The sequence below is a fragment of the Alloprevotella sp. genome (genome assembly GCF_057240785.1).
Genome location: NZ_DBHHRH010000033.1, coordinates 45,401 through 67,813, shown reverse-complemented (window position 1 = coordinate 67,813; position 22,413 = coordinate 45,401). Strand labels below are relative to the sequence as shown.

General features: G+C 43.3%; 12 protein-coding genes, 3 tRNA genes and 2 pseudogenes. 8 read left to right on the top strand and 9 right to left on the bottom strand.

From position 1 onward, the window contains the following. Positions 1 to 42: 42 nt before the first annotated feature. From ACO4R2_RS07955 to ACO4R2_RS07925, 7 genes and pseudogenes are all read right to left on the bottom strand, one after another. Entirely contained in the window at positions 43 to 309 is a 267-nt protein-coding gene (locus ACO4R2_RS07955; protein ID WP_484769827.1) for an Arm DNA-binding domain-containing protein, read from the bottom strand. 440 nt (positions 310 to 749) lie between these two features. Next, positions 750 to 1,756: pseudogene (locus tag ACO4R2_RS07950) on the bottom strand (virulence RhuM family protein). 14 nt (positions 1,757 to 1,770) lie between these two features. Further along, the gene (locus ACO4R2_RS07945; protein ID WP_484769826.1) at positions 1,771 to 4,254 is read right to left on the bottom strand and encodes a GmrSD restriction endonuclease domain-containing protein; all 2,484 of its coding nucleotides are present in this window, start codon (positions 4,252 to 4,254) and stop codon (positions 1,771 to 1,773) included. 4 nt (positions 4,255 to 4,258) lie between these two features. Next, on the bottom strand, positions 4,259 to 6,211 hold the full coding sequence (locus ACO4R2_RS07940) for a DUF262 domain-containing protein (RefSeq protein WP_484769825.1): 1,953 nt from the start codon (positions 6,209 to 6,211) through the stop codon (positions 4,259 to 4,261). A gap of 9 nt (positions 6,212 to 6,220) precedes the next feature. Further along, positions 6,221 to 6,424 (bottom strand): helix-turn-helix domain-containing protein, encoded by a 204-nt coding sequence (locus ACO4R2_RS07935; RefSeq protein ID WP_311490336.1) that lies wholly within the window; start codon positions 6,422 to 6,424, stop codon positions 6,221 to 6,223. Positions 6,425 to 6,958: 534 nt separating this feature from the next. Continuing rightward, a complete protein-coding gene (locus ACO4R2_RS07930) occupies positions 6,959 to 8,272 on the bottom strand; it encodes a thioredoxin family protein (RefSeq protein WP_484769824.1) in 1,314 nt (437 codons plus the stop codon). Between the two features lie 43 nt (positions 8,273 to 8,315). After that, on the bottom strand, positions 8,316 to 10,742 hold the full coding sequence (locus tag ACO4R2_RS07925) for a C10 family peptidase (RefSeq protein WP_484769823.1): 2,427 nt from the start codon (positions 10,740 to 10,742) through the stop codon (positions 8,316 to 8,318). A 254-nt stretch (positions 10,743 to 10,996) separates the two neighbouring features. Here ACO4R2_RS07925 and ACO4R2_RS07920 point away from each other — a divergent pair, with 254 nt between their 5' ends. From ACO4R2_RS07920 to ACO4R2_RS07905, 4 genes are all read left to right on the top strand, one after another. After that, positions 10,997 to 12,061 (top strand): hypothetical protein, encoded by a 1,065-nt coding sequence (locus ACO4R2_RS07920; RefSeq protein ID WP_484769822.1) that lies wholly within the window; start codon positions 10,997 to 10,999, stop codon positions 12,059 to 12,061. Positions 12,062 to 12,753: 692 nt separating this feature from the next. Further along, a tRNA-Arg gene (locus tag ACO4R2_RS07915) sits at positions 12,754 to 12,828 on the top strand. A gap of 8 nt (positions 12,829 to 12,836) precedes the next feature. Further along, a tRNA-His gene (locus ACO4R2_RS07910) sits at positions 12,837 to 12,912 on the top strand. An 11-nt stretch (positions 12,913 to 12,923) separates the two neighbouring features. Next, positions 12,924 to 13,001 (top strand) — tRNA-Arg (locus ACO4R2_RS07905). A 187-nt stretch (positions 13,002 to 13,188) separates the two neighbouring features. On the opposite strand, the pseudogene ACO4R2_RS07900 reads toward ACO4R2_RS07905, so the two are convergent. Beyond that, positions 13,189 to 13,480, bottom strand: a pseudogene (locus ACO4R2_RS07900) (hypothetical protein); the annotation flags it as partial. 581 nt (positions 13,481 to 14,061) lie between these two features. After that, positions 14,062 to 14,940, bottom strand: a complete 879-nt coding sequence (locus tag ACO4R2_RS07895) for a helix-turn-helix domain-containing protein (RefSeq protein WP_484769821.1) — start codon at positions 14,938 to 14,940, stop codon at positions 14,062 to 14,064. A 518-nt stretch (positions 14,941 to 15,458) separates the two neighbouring features. On the opposite strand from ACO4R2_RS07895, the gene ACO4R2_RS07890 reads away from it, so the two are divergent. From ACO4R2_RS07890 to ACO4R2_RS07875, 4 genes are all read left to right on the top strand, one after another. After that, positions 15,459 to 18,164: a SusC/RagA family TonB-linked outer membrane protein gene (locus tag ACO4R2_RS07890; RefSeq protein WP_484769820.1), complete on the top strand. Its 2,706-nt coding sequence runs from the start codon at positions 15,459 to 15,461 to the stop codon at positions 18,162 to 18,164. 2 nt (positions 18,165 to 18,166) lie between these two features. Then, positions 18,167 to 19,741, top strand: coding sequence for a RagB/SusD family nutrient uptake outer membrane protein (locus tag ACO4R2_RS07885; protein WP_484769819.1), 1,575 nt, complete (start codon positions 18,167 to 18,169; stop codon positions 19,739 to 19,741). Positions 19,742 to 20,163: 422 nt separating this feature from the next. After that, on the top strand, positions 20,164 to 20,352 hold the full coding sequence (locus tag ACO4R2_RS07880) for a hypothetical protein (RefSeq protein WP_484769818.1): 189 nt from the start codon (positions 20,164 to 20,166) through the stop codon (positions 20,350 to 20,352). A 30-nt stretch (positions 20,353 to 20,382) separates the two neighbouring features. Further along, the gene (locus ACO4R2_RS07875) at positions 20,383 to 22,362 is read left to right on the top strand and encodes a hypothetical protein (protein WP_484769817.1); all 1,980 of its coding nucleotides are present in this window, start codon (positions 20,383 to 20,385) and stop codon (positions 22,360 to 22,362) included. Positions 22,363 to 22,413: the final 51 nt, after the last annotated feature.

Here is a 22,413-nt window from a genome sequence, read left to right as displayed (position 1 = left end):
CCAAGCATGGGGGAAAGGACAAGGAGAATCTTACACACTTTTTCAGACATTACCTAGTTCGTATTCTCGAAATACTGCTATCATATCTGTCAACATCTGCAAAAGTTGATCATTTCGGTCAGTAGCCATGGCAACATTAGAGTTTAAGGGTAATACACGCTGTTGCACATCGTCCCAATACTCCTTGTTCAAAACGATTCCTGTCTGAAAATCCACCCTGCAACCATTGTACGAAACACGCATACGAAGTCTGCTTCCAGCATTACGCTGGTTTTGGATAGAGAATTTAATCGTTCGCTTGATGATCATATCTGATAACTTTTATTTCAAAGTTAATCAAATCCATCTTCTTTCACCTATCTTTTGACCCACTTTTTGGCTGAAAAATGGTTTTGTAAAAATATTTTTTTAATGATTGGGCGAGTTATATTAGTGAAGGAATTTTTGAACTCCTTATTCTTGACCCACCGCTTGACCCACTTTTTGATGCGGATTATTGGAACTATCATTATCAAGAAAACAATATATTTTCAAAACATATCAACAAGGGGTTGATTTTCAAGATGTTTTGATATTATTTGATAATGATGTTAAATGATTTTGTATTATAGTTTTTATCCCTCTCTTTCCGCAAACATGGGTGTAAATCAACGAGTTGTGTGATTTACACCCCTTTTTACACCCCAAAAATTCCGTTACAAAGAAAGCTCTACACACGAATAAGTTTGTATTGGGTGTAGGTAGATTTATTATTCTTTGTTTGATGAATTGTGACCACGCTTTGGCAAGCGTTTCACCATTTTGTCGAAATCGCTTTCAAGTTGTGCCATTTCTCTTTGGCGGTATATATTGAATTCTCGCTCGGCTTTTTCTATTGCTTCTTGATGCGATACACATCCTTTTCCTTCCAACAGTTTGCGTTGCAGAGCTATGATTTGGTTGTCAAGAGCTGAAATCCATCTGCCATATGCATGGGACGTTCTTCAAGGGCTTGGAACTCGGCAAAGTCTAAAAATTGCGACACAAGTAGGTTGAGCCGTTGCAGTTCTTTTTCAGTGAGATAGTTCTTGGCTATTTTTACATCGTCTTTGGTGATATAGTCTCCCTTGAAATTGGTCATGCCCACAAAGGGTTTATCACTGTCCACACGGTCGTAGATAATTTCTGCAGCCGTGTGTTCGTGTACAGCATAGTGGAGTTTATTCTGCACAGTAGCGAAGAATGTGCGGGTGAGGTCAGTGCGCGGGTCATAATCCACAGACGTGGCGTAGATGTCTGTTACCTGCTGATAAAAGTTGCGCTCTGATGCCCGAATATCTCGAATGCGTTGTAGCAATTCACGAAAATAGCGGTTGCCTCCTTGTTTCAGCCGATCATCATCCATCGCAAATCCCTTCTGTATATATTCATGCAGTCGCTCGGTAACCCAACGGCGAAAGCGTGTTGCTACTTGCGATTGCACTCGATAGCCCAGCGCAATGATCATATCAAGATTGTAGTGGTCGATATTGCGCTGGACATTGCGATTGCCTTCCTGTCGAACTAATAAGTATTTCTTGTGAGTTGCCTCGTCTGCCAATTCTTTGTCGGCATAGACATTCTTGATATGTAGGGCGATATTCTGTTGTGTTGTATCATAAATCTCTGCCAATTGCCCTTGCGTGAGCCATACATCTTCGTCAGCAAAGCGCACATTAACCTTTATCAAGCCATTGTCGTCTTGGTAAATGATGAGATTGTTGTTATTCTTCATCATATTGCAACCTTCCTTTAAGCTTCTGGTATGGCTTCATATATAGATTCTATAACTTTACAGAGTTTGTTGTATGTCTTACATTTTGTGTAATGAGTCAAGTTTTCAAATTGAATACATTTTTCCCCTTCGTCTATATAACTTGTACTGTCAAATATTTCATACAACTCCTTTGCATACTTCTTTGTTTTACACTCTATTTGAATCTTTAGCTCATGATTTAAATCAAAGCGTATCCACAATGTGCAATTAGCTCTGTCCTGTTTTATCCAGACATAGTTTCCAAAGCAATCTTTGTATTTGTCATACATTGCCTTCTGCTCCTCATCCCAGAATTCAAAGCCATAACTCTCGCAAAGGTCATTTGCCATCTTTGCTCTTTCTGTATCAAGAGCGATTTTGGCATACCATTTTCTTGGAATGGCAAACATAATATGCCCCTCAAACCAATATACCCGGAAACATCCATTTCGTTCACGTTCTACTTTGGAGATCCAATCATACATTTTAATGTCTTTCCGCAAACGTTTTGTTGCAGTTTCAAAAGCAAGGATACCATTTGTATCTGCATCCTCCCATGCTTGAGGTTCCTTGGCATCATCAATATAATGCTGAAGGTTCGCTTTTACGTCTAATATAGAATTATTGTTTGCAATGTGTGTAAACATAGCTCTAACTTTTTCATTAGATGCAAGAATATTCTTTAAGAATTTGTTATTTTCCGCTCTTTCCGTTACATATAATTGATTAACTTCATTCCATGTATTAAATTGGCTTACTATTGCTCGAATAAGGATATGTTTGTCTCTATATTCTTTTGTGATTCCTTTCTCATCAAACATACTCTTCACAAATTTTGCATTATGTGCATAATCTTGTTTAGACATAGCAGGATCATAGAAGAATGTTACCATTCCCTTAAAGAAAGGGTGTTTTTCAACATCTTTCCATATATCTTCCCAAAGTGGATCTTCCGAAATACGTTTTGCTTTTTCAACCTCTTCTAATAAAGCGCGATTTTCTTTTTCTGTAGAATTTTCTATCCCCCATTGGCTTAATGCTTTGTAGAAGGATTTTTCAGTTCCCATTTTTGTTGCTACAAAGTGAATGACCATAGAGAGTTTACGAATCAAGGATGAAACGGGGGTTAGACCATCAATATTTGTATTTTCAATTACATTCCATACAACTCTCATCCAACATTCAAATGTAGATATGTCAAAACTATCCATTGCTTCTATATATTCAATCACAGCCGATAAAGCAATGAGTTTTATATGACTTATCTTGGATGATGTATTGCAATAGAAGTCGTCGCCTGCCAATTCATTATTTTTATCCCATATAGGAAGCATATTTTTATAGATTATTCTTTCGTTAGAATACAACACATCCAGCACTTTGTCTAAGGTTTCAACATATTCAGGGTGTTCATCTAATAATGTTTTAAATGGTTTGAACCCCCAATACTCATTGCCGCCTATTTGTTCTTCTGCATTAGTGTAGAGAATCCTAATGGTTTTATCGGTTCGCATATCCCTGTCGCTAACATCATTCTTGCTTGCAATAATATATTTACAAGTGAAGAACCGTGAGAAAAAGCTCATGTAGGCATTATCAAAATCTTCCGCACCATTCTTCCAGAATATGTCAACCCACTTCGCATCTAATTTGACAGAAAAGTTGAAGTGGAACGATACTTCATCAGCAGTACCATCTTTGTATAGTGGCATCATTTCTTGAAAATGACCATATTCTTTTTGTGAGATGAAATTTGTCAAATCGGCTTTAAAGTTTTCAAACGGACTTAGCTGCAAACCTCTTGCATTCATTTTTATGTATAATTCCTCAGATAGGTTGAATACCCCGAGTGACTTCACGTAGAATTGGAGCTTCTGAAGTTTTGCGAAAAGACTTCTTTGTTTCTGCTGTGTATATCTATCATGTATAGCATTGAGCATCGTAAGCATTGCACTGATTGTGCTATCACGATCAAATGATTTGAAATACCATTTAGAATTACGAATAACCTCTTTGGGAGTCTTATTCCCTAATTCTACCTTGTATGATGATAATTCTTGACAGAAGACTGTAGATGTTGTTCTTGTTTCATAAAGGAATTTTGAAAGACAATCCCTGATAAATTTACTTTCAGGCTGGTTAATATCTAATTCTGCATTTGTAATATACCAATATAATAAGAAAAGTGTGGTCAGTCTTTGTTGACCATCCAACAGTTCCATTCTATATTCATTATTATTTGGTTTTATAATGCCATATATAAAATTAAGGTCGAAAATGTCATCATTGCCACTGGTGAGGTTTTCAAAGATTTCATCAAGAAACATATTTCTGATGTATGTACATACTCCGTCAGTACGTCCTTGTGCGTATGGTCGTTGAATCTGAGGTATTACAATACTTGAAACTTTAACCTGATTATCTTTGTCAAAGTCAACTTCCCTTGTGAAAAGATCTGTAAATGAAAATCTATAGTCCATGCCTTTATTGATTGTATTCAGGTAAATATTCGTTTAACATACATATAATGTATTTATGATACGACTCCATATCTTCCTTTGCCCAAATGGACCGATTTGTACCTTTGTCATCGTAAAATTTTGAGAAAATATATTGAGTGGCAGCGGGGATAAATACTCCTTGCTTTATTCTATCAATAATGATACGGCGTTTTGTGCAGAACAAACTATTACCATACGAGCGGTTTGTTTCTGCATCCAATAGTGTCAGGTTTCCGATACTGTTCTTGATTTCTTCATCCATCTCTGTTTCACCAGCATTTTTCTTAAGAAGATCAATGACTGTATCATATTCTTTATTTTCCAGTTTTTGGTCAATCTCTTGTTGTTCTTGTACAGATAAAAAGTCTTTTCTATCACTCCTTGCAGTTTCTATCCATTCCCTTTTGAGTTCATCTTTCTTTAGAGCATTAGTGTGGAATGAATCTATGTGTTCAATGTCCCAATCTTGTGCGTTGAGTACATCAAACGGGAATTTATATATATCTGATTCTGATTTAAGTTTCGAGTTTTGAACATTTAAGAGATGTATATTCAATGTCAAAAGAATGCGATAAATGTTTTCTCTGTCTTTATATGATGTAACGATTTTGCCTTCTTTGTCTCTTTTTATACTTCTTAAATAGAACTTGATTCGGTCTTTGAGATAATCGATAAAATCCTCTTGGGTTGCATTTTCAGGCATATGATCATAATAAAAAATGAGTCTTGTTATATCTTCACCACATTGACTTAATAGCCCAATATAATTGTAAGTAGCAGGAGTGTAAAACCAATCGTCAAGTGTCCTAAATAATGTCATTACTTCTTTCCATGCCTCTGCTACAGCAATTTGCAATTCTTCACCTTGCTTACCTTCAAACATATCACAGTAATATCTGAAAATCACACTCTTTCTTGTATCAAGGATATCATTATCGGCTTCTTTCAAAATATCAGAAAAACGTTCTTCTTCAGAGTCTTTTATCTTGTGAATTTTGTATATCAGTGAGAAAAGTAAGTCAATGCGGTTTGGCATATCTGTTCCTTTCTTCTGGAGAAAATACCAAAAATTATTTGCATGAAGAGTATTTTCAATAAATTCCCATTCTATGGCAAGGGTAGATTGCCTAATGTATTTGGAACTTTGTTCAAAATTTCTATTAAGCAAGAAAAGTCCTTTAATCAATTCTGCATCAGTTAATCTAATTTTGCCTGTATTGATTTTTTGAAACTCTTTTATGCTACTTTGTGATTTGTTTTCAGACAATTCATACCACAAAACCTGGACAGAACCACTCTTTGTATCTCTCATACCATTGAGTAATGTAAAGAATGAACTTCTGACTGTTTCCAAACTACCACCAAGTTTATATCGCTGATTTATCTCTTTGCCTTCATTCTTGATCCAGCTATCAATGAGTTTGAATGCTGATGCCATATGATAAAAGTCGATGTTACTTTTAAAATCATCTCCACCTTTTACTATGTCAAGATTCAAACTTTCCAAGAAAGTTGCAGAGTCTTCACGTGTCGCATAGAAAATATGATATAGTTCTTTACCATCTTCCTCTTCTTTCAGAGTTTCTGCATTCCATCCCTTTTTGGCAATAAGATACTTATAAAGTAGAAATATGGTAGTGAGTCTTTGCTGTCCATCAATGATTTCCCATACGCCTTTTTCTAATAAATTTTTGTCGTAAACACTTTTGAAGAGTTCTTTCAATTTCTTTTCTTCTGTTATAGGACATGCAATAATTGGTTGTAGACAATAAAAATCTTCATCACTTTTACTATCATTAGCAAAGCAGAGCAAATCTCTGAGTAAATCCCCGACTTGTTTTTCTGTCCATCTATAACCTCTTTGATAGGCAGGAATATAAAAGTATCTACCGTCAAGGATTTCGCCAATAGCATATTGTTTGATATTATTTCCCATATAGTCGTTTTATTCTACTAATTCTTTCGATGAAACATTGAGCAAGTCCGCCACTTTAAAGATGGTGGTAAGATTAGGCTGCTTACGATTGCAAACGTATGCGTTGGTAATACTGAAGCTCATGCCCAACTCTTTGGCGAGCCACGTTTGGGTGATGCCTCGCTTCTTCAAATGCTCCTTGATAAGGTTGCTATGCTCTTTCTTCTGTCTCATTAGATGATTGTTTTTCTTGATATTGATTACAAAGCTATGAACTTATAATGAATAAAACGAGGGAAAATGGAACTTTCACGCTACTGGGAATAATTTTTCCTGTGAAAAGACATAAAAGTAATCTCTTAAACAATCAATGATGATTGAGAAACAATGTGTATTTGCCCGAAATAGTCTACTTTTAGAATGTATATTGAGCGTTTTTGATAGTCGCTGACATCCTTGCTTTTCCCTATACTTCCCGCCATATCCTTGCCTCTTGGAGTAACATCAAAAGCTCTCTAATTTTGCATCGTCAAACCTGACTGAATGCCCTATGCGCAAGGGCAAGTTATTCATTTCAAAACAATTGGTAGCCAATCATGCTTGGTGTTTTAGCCTCTCAGGAGAGTGAACGTATGCTGCTTTTTTATTGTATAGAGAATCGAGATTTTTAGATAAAAAGAAATGTCCCTAAAAGTATATAAGCTTTTAGGGACACTATTTATAAGGAATGTGTTAGAGAATATATCTTTTTGTCTTTCTCGGGAAGTCTTAGCGTGTCACGATTTTTTTGCGCACACGACCATCGCTATATTTCACGAGGTTGAGGCCCTTTTGCGGAGCTTGGATACGACGACCATCGAGCGTGTAGCGAGCTATTTCAACAGTGCGTTTCTGTTCTTCTGTTGTAGAGATAATGCCTGTGGAGATAGCATCGGTTATGCTGCATTTAGCGGCGTTCTCAATTTTCTTTGTGTTCAGATTAATGAGCAGCACGCACACTTTTAGCTTCGATTTGTCTTGCAGTAGGTTGTTGTTAGAGATGTTGAACACGTGCTCGAAACTTTGTCTCTTGTCCACTTCTATGGGAGTCTTGATATAGTCTTCTTCGGTAGGAGTGTAAACGCCTTTTGCTGCAATTGCTGTGAAGTTGTTGGGGAGACCTTTTACCGCAAATGGAGCATTGATAAACTTATCCAGTTCTGCTGAAATACCACGGAGGCTGGCGTCGCCCGCGAAGATGTTGTTTTGCTTCCACGAGGGTTTTGTCATTCCGTTTTCCGTCAGCACATAGGCCACGGCGTATGCAGACTCTTTTGGGGAGACGCGAAAGGTGACACTTGGCATTACTGTTATGTTTTCTTTCTGCTTGTCCCATTGTGCGGAAACGTCAATGTCCATATCGGCTCCCATCGCCTTTTCCTCGTCAAATTCACTCGTGCCGGTGTAGTATGTCAGTGTGCGACTTCTGTTCATTTGGAGCGTGGGGTAGCTCTGAACTTTTGCTGCGTTCCAAGCATAGTCAGCACATTTTAGAGGGTCGGACACATGAATGGCGATGCCTATGAAGTCGTCGGGGTATGTATTTTCCAGATTCTCCATGAGGGCAATGCCGCGTGGACAGTATTGGCACCACATTCCCGTGTATTCTTCCACTACCACTCTTCGGTGGGGCACTTGTGTAACGGTGACTCTGGGAAGATTGGCGTAGGGGATGGTGGCTCTGTTGGGCTCGCCGTTTACTTTCGTAATCTCTATCTGCAATTCAGTTTCCGAGAGCTGGTCATAAGGCGGCACATCTATTTCAACGGTAGCTACTCCCATGCGCGGCAGCGGCTCTTCCATGATGTGTTTTTTCTCCAGCAGGAGTCTTCCCTCGAAAGAGAGCGTGTAAGTGAAATCTTGAACCGTAGCTTTGCCGTAATTGGTTATAGAGAGCTGCCCTTTCGCGCTCTGTGCATGGATGGGTACATACACCTTTCGTCCTGTAGAAGGTGCCAAGCTATAGTCGTCGGCTCTGAGGTTGATAGGGTAGCAGAGGATTGCGATGAGCGCAAGTAGTTGTATATAGAATTTTTTTGTCATTTCGTACTGAGTTTTGTTTTCGGAAGTGGAATGGCTACTGCTTTTATTTCTTCACTTTCTTCCCATTGATAATATAGATGCCCTTGGGCAATTGGTCAGTAGGAGTCGTAATGCGAAAACCTTGGAGGTTATACACTTCTGGACTTTTGGAGGTTGTCTTTACGGAAGAAATATCTGTACTCAAAGAAGATTCCACGGCAAACTGCACACGAGGAGTTACGTTATTCCATACATCTGTCCACTGTCCATCTTTATCAATCTCTACATGAACCTCGTAAGTGTGTCCAGATTTCAGACGATTGAGAGGGAATTCAACCAGCGTACTCTTAGGAGTGATGTAGGCGAAGGGTTGGAAAGAGACATAAGATTTTGAACCGAGTTCGGTGAAAGTCCCATCATCAATATCCATCGCACGATAGCGCAGTGCACCGGAATATCCCTTACTGCCGCGCAATTCTGCAAGTGCCATCAGTCCCAATGTTTGTGTTTCTTTCGGATCGAACACTTGCTGGTCGCTTACTTTTCCGTTAGTAAGGAAATCAATCCCTTTGATGCTGAGTTTGTAGGGAGCAGTGTTGGGTAGCACTTCTATCTCTATCGGCGTATCCGTTGTGATAGGAATTTTCTCAAAAGTTTTGTCGCCCTTGTCAACAGAGATGAAGAAGCTGACAATGTAACGGCCAGCAAGCAGAGCATTGCTAACTCCATTTGTGGCGTAAGATGTTAAGATGGGAGCATGCATCGCGGTTGTTTCAAGGCGTCGAGCACACACAAATTCCTGATTAGGAGCAGTAAATTTAATGCCGTTATCTTTTCCCTCAAACTCTACAAAGAGGCTTCCGCGCACTTCTTCCCAGCCATCATTGCGGACTACTATACCTATCATGCCTTGGTCGCCGCTACCTTGATAGAGCGGAGCCAGCACTTCGGGTTTGCGCTCTAACGCAAGCGGAACGCGAGCCGGAATATCTTTCACTATGATTCTGTTGCTCGTCAGCTCCACCGTTTGCGTGTTTGCATACGCAATTGGCTGCCAACCCGAATAAGTGGAGGGCTGTTCTATCAGCTCATTGGAGAGAGGCTTAAGTGTGTAAGTACCATTGGGAAGCTCAGCAAAATCGAGATTGTTAAATTCTATACTTGTCGTTGTAAAGATACTACTGAGCATTAGTCCTGTTTGAATGGAGTTGAAAAGTTTCACTCGTATTCCCTTATCATCGTAAAGCCCCAGTGCCACCTTTCCCGTGAAGCGGCCCAAACTACCATTGATAGGGTTGTTGCTACCAATCTTTTCTATCTTGGCATTCAGCACCGTGCCGCGTTCCACATCCTTTTCGGCAATCGTAAAGGCATGGGCACTTCTGGTCTCTATCTCTCGCGTTGTGGCAAACTCTTTATGCTGTCCGTCTTTGGGATGCGCAAAAACAACTTCTATTTCTTCATAGAACTTACCATCTCTCAATCCAAATCCACTGACATTAAGGTAGATAGTATTGATATCAAAGTATCCGTCAAATTCTCCTCCCCAGCCCCAGTTGACATGTACAAATCCACGTCTGTCGTATCCATCGAATACAAAAACATGTGAACCTCCGCAAACTAAAACGGGGTAACCATCGGCAAGTTCATTGAGCAGAATTTCTTGAAAAGTACTTGCCAGCATATAATCCTTATACACATGGCGTACAGAATATCCAAAATCATTGCGTAAAGCCTCCATCGCACGATGCAGATTGGAGCTGCTTCCCAGACGGAAGTAAGACATATGAACAGCTTTGCCCACATCTCTCATCAGCACGCCTACAGCATCTCCCCCTCTCGTGTTCATATCTTTTGCTCTGTCTCGCATATCTTCCCACAGATAGTCGGCACTCTTCTGCGCCTCGGAACCTTCCGATTTTATGTATGATTCGGGGCGCGACTTTGGCCACTTGTGAAAATATAGAAGTTGGGCAGTGGCAGTAGCCACGCATCCCGTTGGCGTGTTCACGCCATCCTGCTTGGGGGTGTACTGATTAAAAGGATAATTCTGCTCCCAATGGCAAGTGAGCAAGGGCAACACTTCTCGTTTTTGGGGAAACTTTGCCGCGGGAACTTGTGACGTTTTTGTGCGCACTGCCGACACCACTCGTTCGTAGCGTTGGAGCATCGTTTTGAATTCTTCGGGAATGGGATTCTTGGCATTGTCAGCACTCAGCGTCCCGTACCCCACCAATTCATTCAATTGGCTTTCGCCCGAAATAATGACAAACTGGTTGTTGCTGGTGTTCGTGAAAAGATAATAGGCCGGAGGCGTATCAGTTTGCGGAGCTCGTGTGAGAGCTGTTGTTTGCTGCATTTCGGGATTTGCAATATACTTTGCCGCGATTTTTCGTGCTACATCTTTCCCTACGGGCTCTGCCCATGCTAAAGAGGCCACTGCACAGGAGGCAGCAAGCAACCACATTTTTAGAATGTAATTCTGTTTCACTTTTGTATTTATCGGTATAATGGTTTGACTTTTTTATTCTCACTATAGTTTAGATCAAAGTTATGTAAAAGAACTTCAATCGTTTATAAAGAAAGAGCTTCATTGTTCTAACGTAAAGTTGGAAAACATTAATTCCCAAAAGATAACTACATGCTGCAAAAATAAAAAAACTTTTCAGATCGAGAGCAGAAAATGGGATGATTTGAATCCTTTATATATCTTTGCACTCAAAGGAAATAAACACAATCTCCCGTATGAAACGAATCATGAATCTATTGCTTTTGTTGTCCCTCTCTTGTAGTATGTTGCTTGCCCAGAATGTGCAGCTGTGGAACGACAGTACGAAAGTGACCTTCGCACGCTCAATAGTGTCCTTGGCCGAAATCAAAACCACTTACAAGAACTTCATAGAAAGTGGAGGTAAAACAACTGTTATACCTCACGAACTATTAGGCGAAATAAATTGGTTTGTTTCTCCGATTTGTTCAGATTCACTCTTTTTCAAACAACACAATGTAGTTCCTCAATGGATATCGTTGAACCTGAAAGATGGCAGTTGGAGAGTTATGCGCATCACAGGTTTATGTAATGCAACGACAGGAAAAAAAGATTCTGTGGCTTGGAGCGAGGCCGTTCGTCGGTATGGTAGTGAAGAATTGACGACTGATGGCGATGAAACCGTTAAAGTTCTTCCTTTCCGTATCCCAGATGGGTTCCACTTGATTGCTGGACACACTTTCCCCTATGTGGGTTTCACAGCTTGTCGCAGGACGGCGTTTTTAGCTATCAAGGACGGATGTTGTCGAGACATTGTTTTTGATCAAAACGTCCTAACATCGCCGTATGTTTCTCGCGCTATAAGCTATGTTAAGGGGGGTGACGAGGCAAGAGGCGACTGGGACAATCCATACTATATGGCCACGGCCTATATTCTGCTGGCGCACGAACTTTCCATATATATGAAAGATGTAAAAGTAGACGAGTTTCACCGTACTTTTTTTGCAGAAATAGACAAAACAGGGCATTTTGTTCTCCATCAGCTGGACGACAACTATACTAAAGAGGAGCTGCGAATCTTTAAGGCTCTTCAGAAGCAAATACGCCGAATTGAGCCTTTTGCTCTGCAAGGTATTCTGCTTGCCGACGGGCGTTACCTGCCAGGGCATTTTATGGAGATTGATAAATATAAACCCTATAACGGCGCTGATAAGAAACTGGCTGAACGCGAAAAAAAGACCTTAAACAGATGGAAGATCAGTCTACCTAAATATCAAAGATTAGAAAAAGGAAATATACAGAGCCTTTTTAGATACTGGTAAATCTGGAGTTTTTTCAAATATTATCGGGAGAGGGCGCATGGTGTTGCGCTCATAAATATCCTTATTGCGTCAGCTCACACGCTTATTTTTCTGGTAGGGGAGAGAGGTCCTATTTCCGCCCTCGCGTGAGTATAAGCCGCTCCCTCCACGCTTTCAGTGCGACGCCGCCGGCGTCGGAGTGTCCTCTGTCCACTTTCCCACGGGTTCCCCCTCGCTTATTGCTCGGGTATCACCCGCGGTTACGCATGGTGCGCCTCCTCCGGAGGCGTTGTCGGTGCAGGCGGCTGCGGTAGTGAGGGCATGGCTGAGTGTGTCTACAGATAAGTACATAGACATCTCATGATGCACGGAAGAGAGGCCACGGAGTATACTCCACGTGCTCACCCACTGTCCCCAGCGGGGACACACCATGCTTAACCGTGGGTGATGCCCGAAGGGTGAACCCGTGGAGTGGTGACGCCGTCCCCCCCTCCGATACCGGCGGTGTCGCACAGCATCCACTTCTGCCCGCCCAAGTTGCTCCCTTTAACTATGAAATTTCTACAAAAAATGAAATCTTTTTTTGTTACGCAAAAAGGCTGCATAACCCCTTTCTAACTTTGCATCGTCAAACAAAAGGAAGAACGAGCGAACGGCTAAAAGCAGCCCATAGCTCATGCGGATGGAGCCGCAAGCTTCCCCCCTTAAGAAATGGCGAGGTAGCTCAATTGGATTAGAGCAGTTGCCTACGAAGCATCAGGTTATGGGTTCGAGTCCCATCCTCGTCACAACACATGGAGTAGGTAGCTCAAGTGGTTAGAGTGTCAGATTGTGGGTCTGAATGATATGGGTTCGAGTCCCATCTTACTCCCTTCTTTTTTATGCTCCAGTAGCTCAGTTGGATCAGAGCATCTCGCTACGAACGAGGAGGTCACAGGTTCGAGTCCTGTCTGGAGTACCACACAAAGAAAAGGCTTTCGAGTACGATCTATTAGATGGTTTCGGAAGCCTTTTGTGATTATCAGGAAGTTTTTATAGCAGGAATAGTAACTTTCCTTTTAGTTTTGAGAGAACACTTTTCAGTTCTTTCGCGGTTTCGCTTTCGGGAATCTCACCGATGAGGCATACCGCCTTTTCCATGAGGTCGTAGTCCTCTGCATTCAGAGGGTTCTCATTGATAGAGTATTCAGGGTCGGCGTATCTATAGAACTTATTCTCATACACCTCGATAGGAGCGTTGTATCCAAGTTTGTCCGATCTCATGATCTGAATATCTCCTTGCACCGTTCTCATCGAAACGCCCTTGTCGATGCCTTCCATCTCGTAGAGAGCATCAGAGCAGGCATCAACCAAATCCTCTATTGTCCATCTTCTGTATCTGTTTCTTAAGCATTTGTCTATGGTTTTGTACCGTATTAACGCGTTCTTGTTGACTGGCATGGCTATGATAGGAATCTTTTTTGTTCATTATTGTTTTTTGAAAATCTTGTTTTTAAGGTGCCATGTCAGTGATAAAGGAAGCTGCGCTGCAAGGCACAAAAAAGTCGGAAAGCTTTCTGGGCTTCCCGACTATCCTTTATCTCTTGCAAATTATTTTTCAGTGAAAACACATCTTTTTATCTGTCAGAGAAAGAAAACGTTTCATCGTCGAAACAATCCCATAAGCACACGATAAGATGAGTTGCGAAACCGTGAAGTTTGGCAACTATCCTCCAAGCGTCGATGGGCATGGAGCAGTGAGCTAATGTGGATGTTCAGATTAGAGTTCATTTTCTTTTATCAGATAGAATCTGCTTTTTTGCGTGCGCAAAGTTATTCATTCTTAGCGAGAAATCATCCAAGTAAAGAAAGTTTCCGCTTTTCGAGGTGCAAAACTACAACGAGGCTACGCAATCTTTTTGCGTATCACCCATCAATATAGTTTTGTTCACTTCTTCCATTTGCTTTTTCTTTAATATCCCGCCATTTCCTATGGGCATCCTATAATGTATGAATGTATGTATGAGCCTTGAGTCTCGTTTTTATGAATTTCGGTATTCCGAAGGAGAAATGCCGGTGGCGTTTTTGAAGTATTTCCCCATGAAGCTCTGGTTGGGGAAGTTTAGTTTTTGTGCCACTTCCTTCACGGATAGTTCGGGGTCGAGGAGCAAGCCTTTTATTTCGAGCACCACCATGTTGGTGATCCATTGCCCCGCGGTGCGACCGCTCACGGATTTCACCACCTCGGAGAAATATTTTGCGGAGAGGCAGAGTTGCTCACTATACCATTGCACGCTGCGTTCTCGGCGGCAGTTTTCTTGCACCAGGCGGAGGAACTTGTTGAATATGTCATAGCTACGCATGGAGGCCTCATCGGGTTTGCCCACGCGCACCTGTAGCATGTTGCAAACGTCGAAATAGAAGAGGCGCAAGAGAGCCAGTGTGGCTTCGGTGTGAAAGGCGTAGCTCGTGTCGCTCATGCGCTCGAGGAAGAGCGTGAGGATGTCGGCAACGCGCGATTGCTCTTTGGGAGTGAGGCGGATAACGGGGTGGTTGTAGAGATAGAGAAGATTGGGCCAAAGGTTCTGAATTCCCACGAAGCTCTCGCGGCAATAATTCTGCGAAACAACGACAATACGCCCCAGAAAGTCCTCGCTCGGCTTTGTTTCTGTGATGGTGAGTTCGTTGAGGCCTACAATGAGGTCGCCCGGTTGCACATGATAAGCAGTATCGTTGATGGTTAAATTTACAGTTCCTTGCTTACAAAACACGAAGAACATGAAGCCCAGTTGTAACGTTTTTTCTTTGAAGTCTATATCGTGGAATTTGTCTATAAAAAAAAGATTCCCATCTGTTCCTGGTACCTCATACGATGAGTAGTGTCGTGCATCGTTTAAGTTTATTTGTTTAATAACTGTCATGAAATTAATCCTACTAAACTAACTGTGTGCCAAAAGTGCAAATAAAATTTCGGAAAAGAAAGAAAAGGTGTAAAAAAACGATATAAATAGCCGAAGAAAGAAGTGGTTTGTTCTAAAGCAGATTGGCTGAATTTCGTGGAAACTCTGATGTCGTTGTAAATATCCTTATTGCGTTTGAAAATACAATAAGGCTGTCAGCCAGCGCCCTTATTGTGTCAGCCGACGCCCTTATTGTGTCAGCCAGCGCCCTTATTGCGTTGCGCTCACCCCCTATTCCCAGCAGGTGATGCCCGAAGGATTCACCCGCGGTTACGCATGGTGCGCCTCCGCCAGAGGCGTTGTCGATGCTGGTTGCTGTGGTAGTGGGACGGAGATATTTATGCACATTATTTATACATTGATTAACGTTTCTGTGTGTCATTTTGAGAAAAGTTGTATTTTCGCAAAAGAATGGATATGAGCGAGAAAAACTGTCGGTCTCTTCAGGATATATATAACCCCTCTAAAAACAGACGCACATGAAAACGAAACTGTCGTTTTTGTTACTGGTGTCGGAAATGTTGGGAGTGTCCGCCGTGGCACAAACCACCATTCCGCAGTTGTACACAGATAGTATATTGTTCGGTCAGAAAGGTTCGGCAGATGTCATCACCCGCGACCGCATGAACAAAGGCTTAGTGGGCACTCCGCTGGAGGCACTCAGTGGGCAGGCGGCAGGTGTGAATATCACCTCGAGCGGTGCTGACCGCATGGCGATGCTCTCCTCGGTGCGTGTGCGCGGTACTACTTCTCTAACGGGCGGTAACGACCCCTTGGTGATAATCGATGGGGTATATAGTGACCTCTCCGCGCTCAATAGTATCTTCCCCGCCGACATTGAGAGTTTCGCCATCTTGAAAAACGCAGCAGAGACCGCTCCCTACGGTTCGCGCGGAGCTTCGGGCGTCATACAGGTGACGACGAAGAAAGGCGCGGGCAATCATTTCCATATCTCCTACGATACCAATTTGGGACTGGAATCCGTCTATAAAACCCTTCCGATGCTCACCGCCGCGCAGTATAGGAGTGAAGTGGCACGCCTCGGACTGACAATTCCAGACGGTGGATTCAACACCGACTTTCAGCGCGCCATCACGCGCACAGGTTTTATCCAAAATCATCATTTAGCGTTCAGCGGGGGCAGTGAGAACTCCAACTATCGCGCCTCCTTGGCGCGCATGGACCATAATTCTATCATTCGCCTTCACGGCAGCAACAATTTTGCCGCAAAGGTCGATTTGATGCAGCGCGCCTTCGATGGGTTGCTACAAATCGACATGGGACTCTTCGGCACCTCGATGCAGAAGGACAATATCTTTGACGTACAAAAACTCTTCTACTCCACAGCCGCGCAGAATCCCACCCTCGGCTATGCCGCTAAAGCTTCAGGCGGTTGGGACCGCAATTCGCAAGCCTCACAAATCGTACCGCCAGGCGCGCTCCTTAATGAACAAGATAAGGATAAGCTCCTGAATTTTAACACCCATCTCCGACTGACAGCGCGCCTGTCGAAAGATGTGAGCCTCTCGGCTTTTGGCTCTTATTCCTACAACTCCTCTTCCAACGGGCAGTATCTCCCCACCTGGTTGTGGGCACAAGGGCAGGCCTATCGCTCCGAACTCAAGAGCGAAGACTGGTTGGGCAATCTGGAAGTGCGTTGGAGTCACACCTTTGGCCGTCATGCACTGAGTGCGCTCTTCTTTGCCGAATTGCAAAAACTCGAACAGCGCGATTTCTATACCACCGTGAAAGGCTTCACCAGTAACGAATTCGGTTTCGACAATCTGGCAGCTGGCAGTCTGCGCCCCTATGGCGGCACAGGCAGTAGCTATGAAAACACAAATACCACTTCCTTTATGGCGCAAGCCGAATATGGATACCGCGATTTGTTCACGCTGACGGGCAACATCCGTGCCGACGGTTCTTCCATTTTTGGCGCGGGCAACAAATGGGGCTTTTTCCCCTCCGTGTCGGCAACGTGGGACGTGCTCAGTACGCTTCCCCAAATGCGCACAGCGTGGTTCAATACGTTCAAACTGCGCTCCGGCTATGGTCTTTCGGGTAATACGGGCGGCATACGCTCCTATAATTCGCTCCTCCTGCTCAATCCCGTTGGGGTGATTTCTTGGAAAGGCACACCTGCCACCACGTTTGGCATCCTCTCCAATGCCAACCCCGATCTGAAGTGGGAAACGCGCAGTTCCTTCAATGTGGGAGCGGATATGGGCTTTTGGAAAAACCGCGTGGTGCTGACGGCGGAGTACTACTACTCTCGCACGCGCGATATGCTCTATATGTACGATGTGCCCGTACCGCCTTTCGTTTATCCGCAAATGCTGGCGAATCTGGGCTCTATGAGCAATAGCGGTTTTGAATTTGGGCTTGGCGTCACCCCCTTGCAGCGCAAGGATATGGAGCTGAACATCAATGTGAACGTGTCGTTCCAGAAAAACAAACTCCTATCGCTGAGTGGAAACTATCAAGGACGCTATTTGTCAGCCCCTACGGTGACGCCCATCGGAGGCTTGAACGGTGCCGGCTTCCACGGTGGCGACAACAATATTGTTTATCAAATTATTGGACAGCCCTTGGGTGTTTTCTATCTGCCCCATTGCAAAGGTCTTGTGAAGCGTGCCGATGGTAGTTATGCTTATGATATCGCTGACTTAGACAACAATGGAAAAGTAGACCTTTCCGACAGCGGCGACCGCTACATAGCCGGACAAGCCACACCAAAGATGACACTCGGCTCGAACATTAGTTTCCGCTACAAAAACTTCGATGTGGCACTGCAAATGAATGGCGCGTTCGGACATAAGATATACAACGGCACTGCGCTGACCTACATGAACATGACCAGCTTCCCTTACTACAACGTGATGGCGAAAGCACCTGCCGCCAACATTACTGACCAGATAGCTTCCGACTACTGGTTGGAGAGTGGAAACTATCTCAATTTCGACTACCTGACGGTGGGGTGGAACATCCCCGTGCAAAAATGGTCGCGCTATATCAGCAGTTTGCGCATCTCTATGTCGGTGAACAATCTCGCCACAATAACGAGCTACAGCGGACTGACGCCGATGATCAATAGCTATGCCGTCAATAGCACTATCGGCATTGACGACAAACGCACCTATCCCATTTATCGCACCTATAGTTTCGGACTTTCAATACAGTTCTGATTATGAAGAATTCGCTCTTTACCATAGCACTTTGCCTGCTGCTGACGGGCTGCCTCAGTGAGGATCCCAAAGGGCAGCTGCCGGAAAAGGAAGCTTACGCCACAGCTGCAGGTGTGGAGCTTCATCTTGTGAACAATTTGTACAACTATATCGGAGGAAACCAAGATAGTCAGGGATTGATGGGGACGCCGCGCGGCGTTTACGACTTCAATTCGCTAACAACGGATGAGCAAATGCTCCCCATTCGTGGCGGCGACTGGTATGATGGTGGTTTCTGGCAACGCCTGCACACTCATCAGTGGACAGCTTCGGAAAAGCCGCTGCGCAACACTTGGAACTATCTCTACAAGGTGGTGATGCTCTGCAATCGTTCGCTTTATAAAATAGACCGCAATCGCAATGTGCTGACTTCAGCGCAATATGAGAGTTATACGGCAGAGGTGCGCGCCATTCGGGCAATGTACTATTTCTACATCATGGACCTCTTCGGGCGTGTGCCACTCGTGACCAACTATTCCGAAACTCCTGAGACAACGGGGCAAACAGAGCGCAGCGCAACTTACGCCTTTATCCTGAACGAGCTCAATGCTGCTCTGCCCAATCTCTCTATGGGGCGGAGCAACTATGTGGGAGCATATTACGGGCGAGTGACAAAACCTGTGGTGTGGTTTCTTTTAGCCAAACTCTATCTCAATGCAGAAGTGTATGCCGACGATGATTGGACGGATGCTCACCGCCCTTCGGGGAGCAGTTTGTTCTTCCAAGTTGATGGGCAGAAGCTGAATGCTTGGCAGGCTACTATAGCTTATTGCAAAAAACTCACAGCGGCAGGTTATAGCCTTGAAGCCGATCCTGCAAAGAACTTCTCCGTTCAGAACGAAACTTCAGCTGAAAACATTTTTGTCATTCCGATGGATAAGCTTCTCTATGCCAATCAGTTCGATTATCTCTTCCGCAGTCGCCACTATGTCCACGGTTCAGCCCTTGGTATGGGTGCCGAAAACGGCACATCGGCCACTCTCTCCACCGTTCGTGCTTTCGGCTACGGTACGGAGAATCTCGACACGCGTTGGGCGATGGATTTCTTTGCCGATACGGTCAGTGTGGATGGGAAGGTGGTGATGCTCGACAATGGCGAGCCGCTCGTTTACAAACCGCTCGAAGTGTTGCAGAGCCTCACCGGATCGCCCTATGAACAAACAGCGGGTGCGCGCATGAAGAAATATGAAGTGGATCGCCAGGCTTATTCTGATGGGAGATTACAGAATAACGACATTGTGCTCTATCGTTATGCAGATGTGCTACTCATGCAGGCCGAAGCCCTTGTGCGCAATGGCGATGATGGCTCAGCCCCCTTTGATGCCGTCCGCGCCCGCGCTGGAATGCCCCTCCGCTCGTGTACGCTGACAAATCTGCTCACTGAGCGACTTCTCGAACTCATGTGGGAAGGTTGGCGCCGCAACGACCTCGTTCGCTTTGGCGAGTTCGACACTCATACCTATCTCACTGTCTTCCCCATCCCTCAAAGCGTGCTCGACCTTAACGGAAAATTGACACAGAACAAAGGGTACAAATAGCGGGAGAAAGCCCCTTTGCAACGCAATATAGAAAAGCATCTGTAAGTACATGTTTGATGATACTGGCTTACAGATGCTTTTCTATATGATTGTGTTTTTTTCATTCATTCCTTTCGGAGAGTTTTTAGAAAAGAAAGGTCAGGATGTGTGCAAGCGCTTTCATTCTAATAAATAAGAATTTATCCTTTTCTTTTGTCTTTCTTATTCTATAATAGTATCTTTGCATCGATTTCACGGTATATAAAGATGAAACATTGAATAGATAGAGTTCTATTTTTGATATAAATCGTTAATAATCAGTGCGTATTTTTATAGCGCTGTTAGTGATGATGAGTGAAGAGATTGTTCTATATATCGTCTTATTATTGACGGAGAATAATAATAGAGAGTGTAATTAATAATGTTTGAAAAAAAATTAAGTTATGAAGAAAACAAGAACACTTTATGTTCAGCCTAAATGCGAAGAATTTTGGTTGGATAATGAGCCTATTCTTGCAGAGGTAAGTGCAGGCATCTCCAAAGGAGATCCTACGCATGGTGGGGAAGATGATTTAACACGGAGACAGAACTCCTGGGAGAAAGAAAGTCACAATGATAATCTTTGGGAATGATTCCCGATCTACTAAACCAATTTACACCAGATGAAAAAGAAAAACTTTTTATCCCTACTTTTGGGGACGATAGCACTCTTCGGAATCTCGGCTTGTAGCGATTCTGAAAATATAGAAGGAGAGGAAAGCAAGGGCTATACCTATCAGGTGGAGCTCTCTGCTGGCAACAGCTTTGCGGGAGAGTCCACAAGCCAGAATCCTTCAAAAATCAGCACGCGTACACTAAAGTTAGACGAGAACAACAACGTATTATCCTTTTGGGCACAAGGCGACAAAATTCTTATTTATAATCTCAACGACAACAATCAGAGCGCAGCCACAAGCTATAGTATGCTGACTGCTGTGAACGGTGGCAATAAAAAATCTGATTTCTTAGGTTCTGTTGTAAGTAAAAACAAACTACAGCAAGGACATAAGTTCGCTTTCTTCTATCCGGGAGATGCTCTTGAGAGCGATAAGACGGTGATGCAGGTAAATCCCGATTCAACCAAAGACGAAGACGGAGGTTATTTCCATATCCCTGTTAGTGACAACAAGATTAAAAGTACTGTTTCGCTCGATATGAAGCAGCAAGACGGTACGCTCGCCACTATCGATAAGAAATTCGACTATAATTGGGGCGTTGCTACACTGTCTGAAGTACCCGCTGAAGGAGGTAAACTCAAGTTCGATACAAATTTGAACCGATTGGTGACCATCTGGGGTATGAGATTCAAAGATGCTGACGGCAATATCATCAAAAACATTAGCAGCGTAAAGATAAATAATTTACGCTCTTATGATGTGCTCAATATGCAGGACGGAAAGCTTATTGGAACAGAAGATGAAAAGGAGCGAATCATCAATGTTGATATTAAAGATCGGTCGAGCCTCGCAAAAGATGGATATGTGTGGGTTGCGTTCTTAGCTGATAATGCTGAAACAGAATTCACAATTACTGTTTACACTCCAACTGCGACCTATACAAAGACGGCAAAGAAAGTATTCAATAAGGGCTACGACTATCACTCCAATATCACCATGCAAAAAGTGATGCCTCAACCCTATGTGGAAGTGAATGGCGTGCTGTGGGCAACGGGTAACTTCATTCGCTACGTCGACCCCAACAACTCTTCGAACGTGTATTGGGGTATCGCACCTGCACAATGGTGGATTAGCAACTACGGCGAGAATCCAACAAGCGCCAACAAATGGAATGGAAAAGCTATCTCTTACGATGATTTAGGTTCGCAACATTGGTATATTGACAACCACAATGGCCAGTTTGCCCAAACTGCAAATGATTTAGATCTCTTCCAATGGGGAGTTATTGCAGATGCCTTAAATTTTAATGATGTTTGTTATCTGCAAGGAACTTCCTACAACATGGAAGGGAAATACTATAAAGGTAGAGGAGGTCCGATCAATGTTACTGCAACGACAACGAAGTCTGAAGCAACTCATGGAGATATTGTGAAATACTGGACAGAAGGTAGCAATCATAACTATCATTATCAGTATCCAACTGAGGCTGATTTTGATGCCTTGGTGAGCGCCCGAACCATTGTTCCTGCTTTCTGCTATACGGATAAAGGCAATAAGGTGTATGGTGCTTACTTTAGTGATAGCCCCATACATAGTGCTGGACCCAAGGATAAATTCCCTACAGGAAGAAAACTTTGGAAATATAGAGACGTGTCTGCACTTGTCATTGCCAACAAAGGTCTGTTTATTCCTATCGCAGGGCGTAGACCTATTAGAGGGGCAAACGTGGAATATCGTCATGTTGCAAACAATAGTTCTTTCACTGGGCAATACTACTGCTCTCGTGGTAGAGGATATTCCACAACGCCTGGTCTTATGTTTGGTTCAGGTAATGCCGTGCGTGTTGGTGTCCCTTCCAAGGATCAGGGAGCATCCATCCGCCCTGTCTACGTTGGGAAGAAGACCGATGATAAGACGAAGCCGCTGGATGCTGCCAACTTCGCCCCATTCCATAATATTCTTACTCCCGCAGGCAGATTGTACTAAGCCTTTCTAACTATCCAAAAAATCCCAGCAACTTGAATGTGTTGCTGGGAT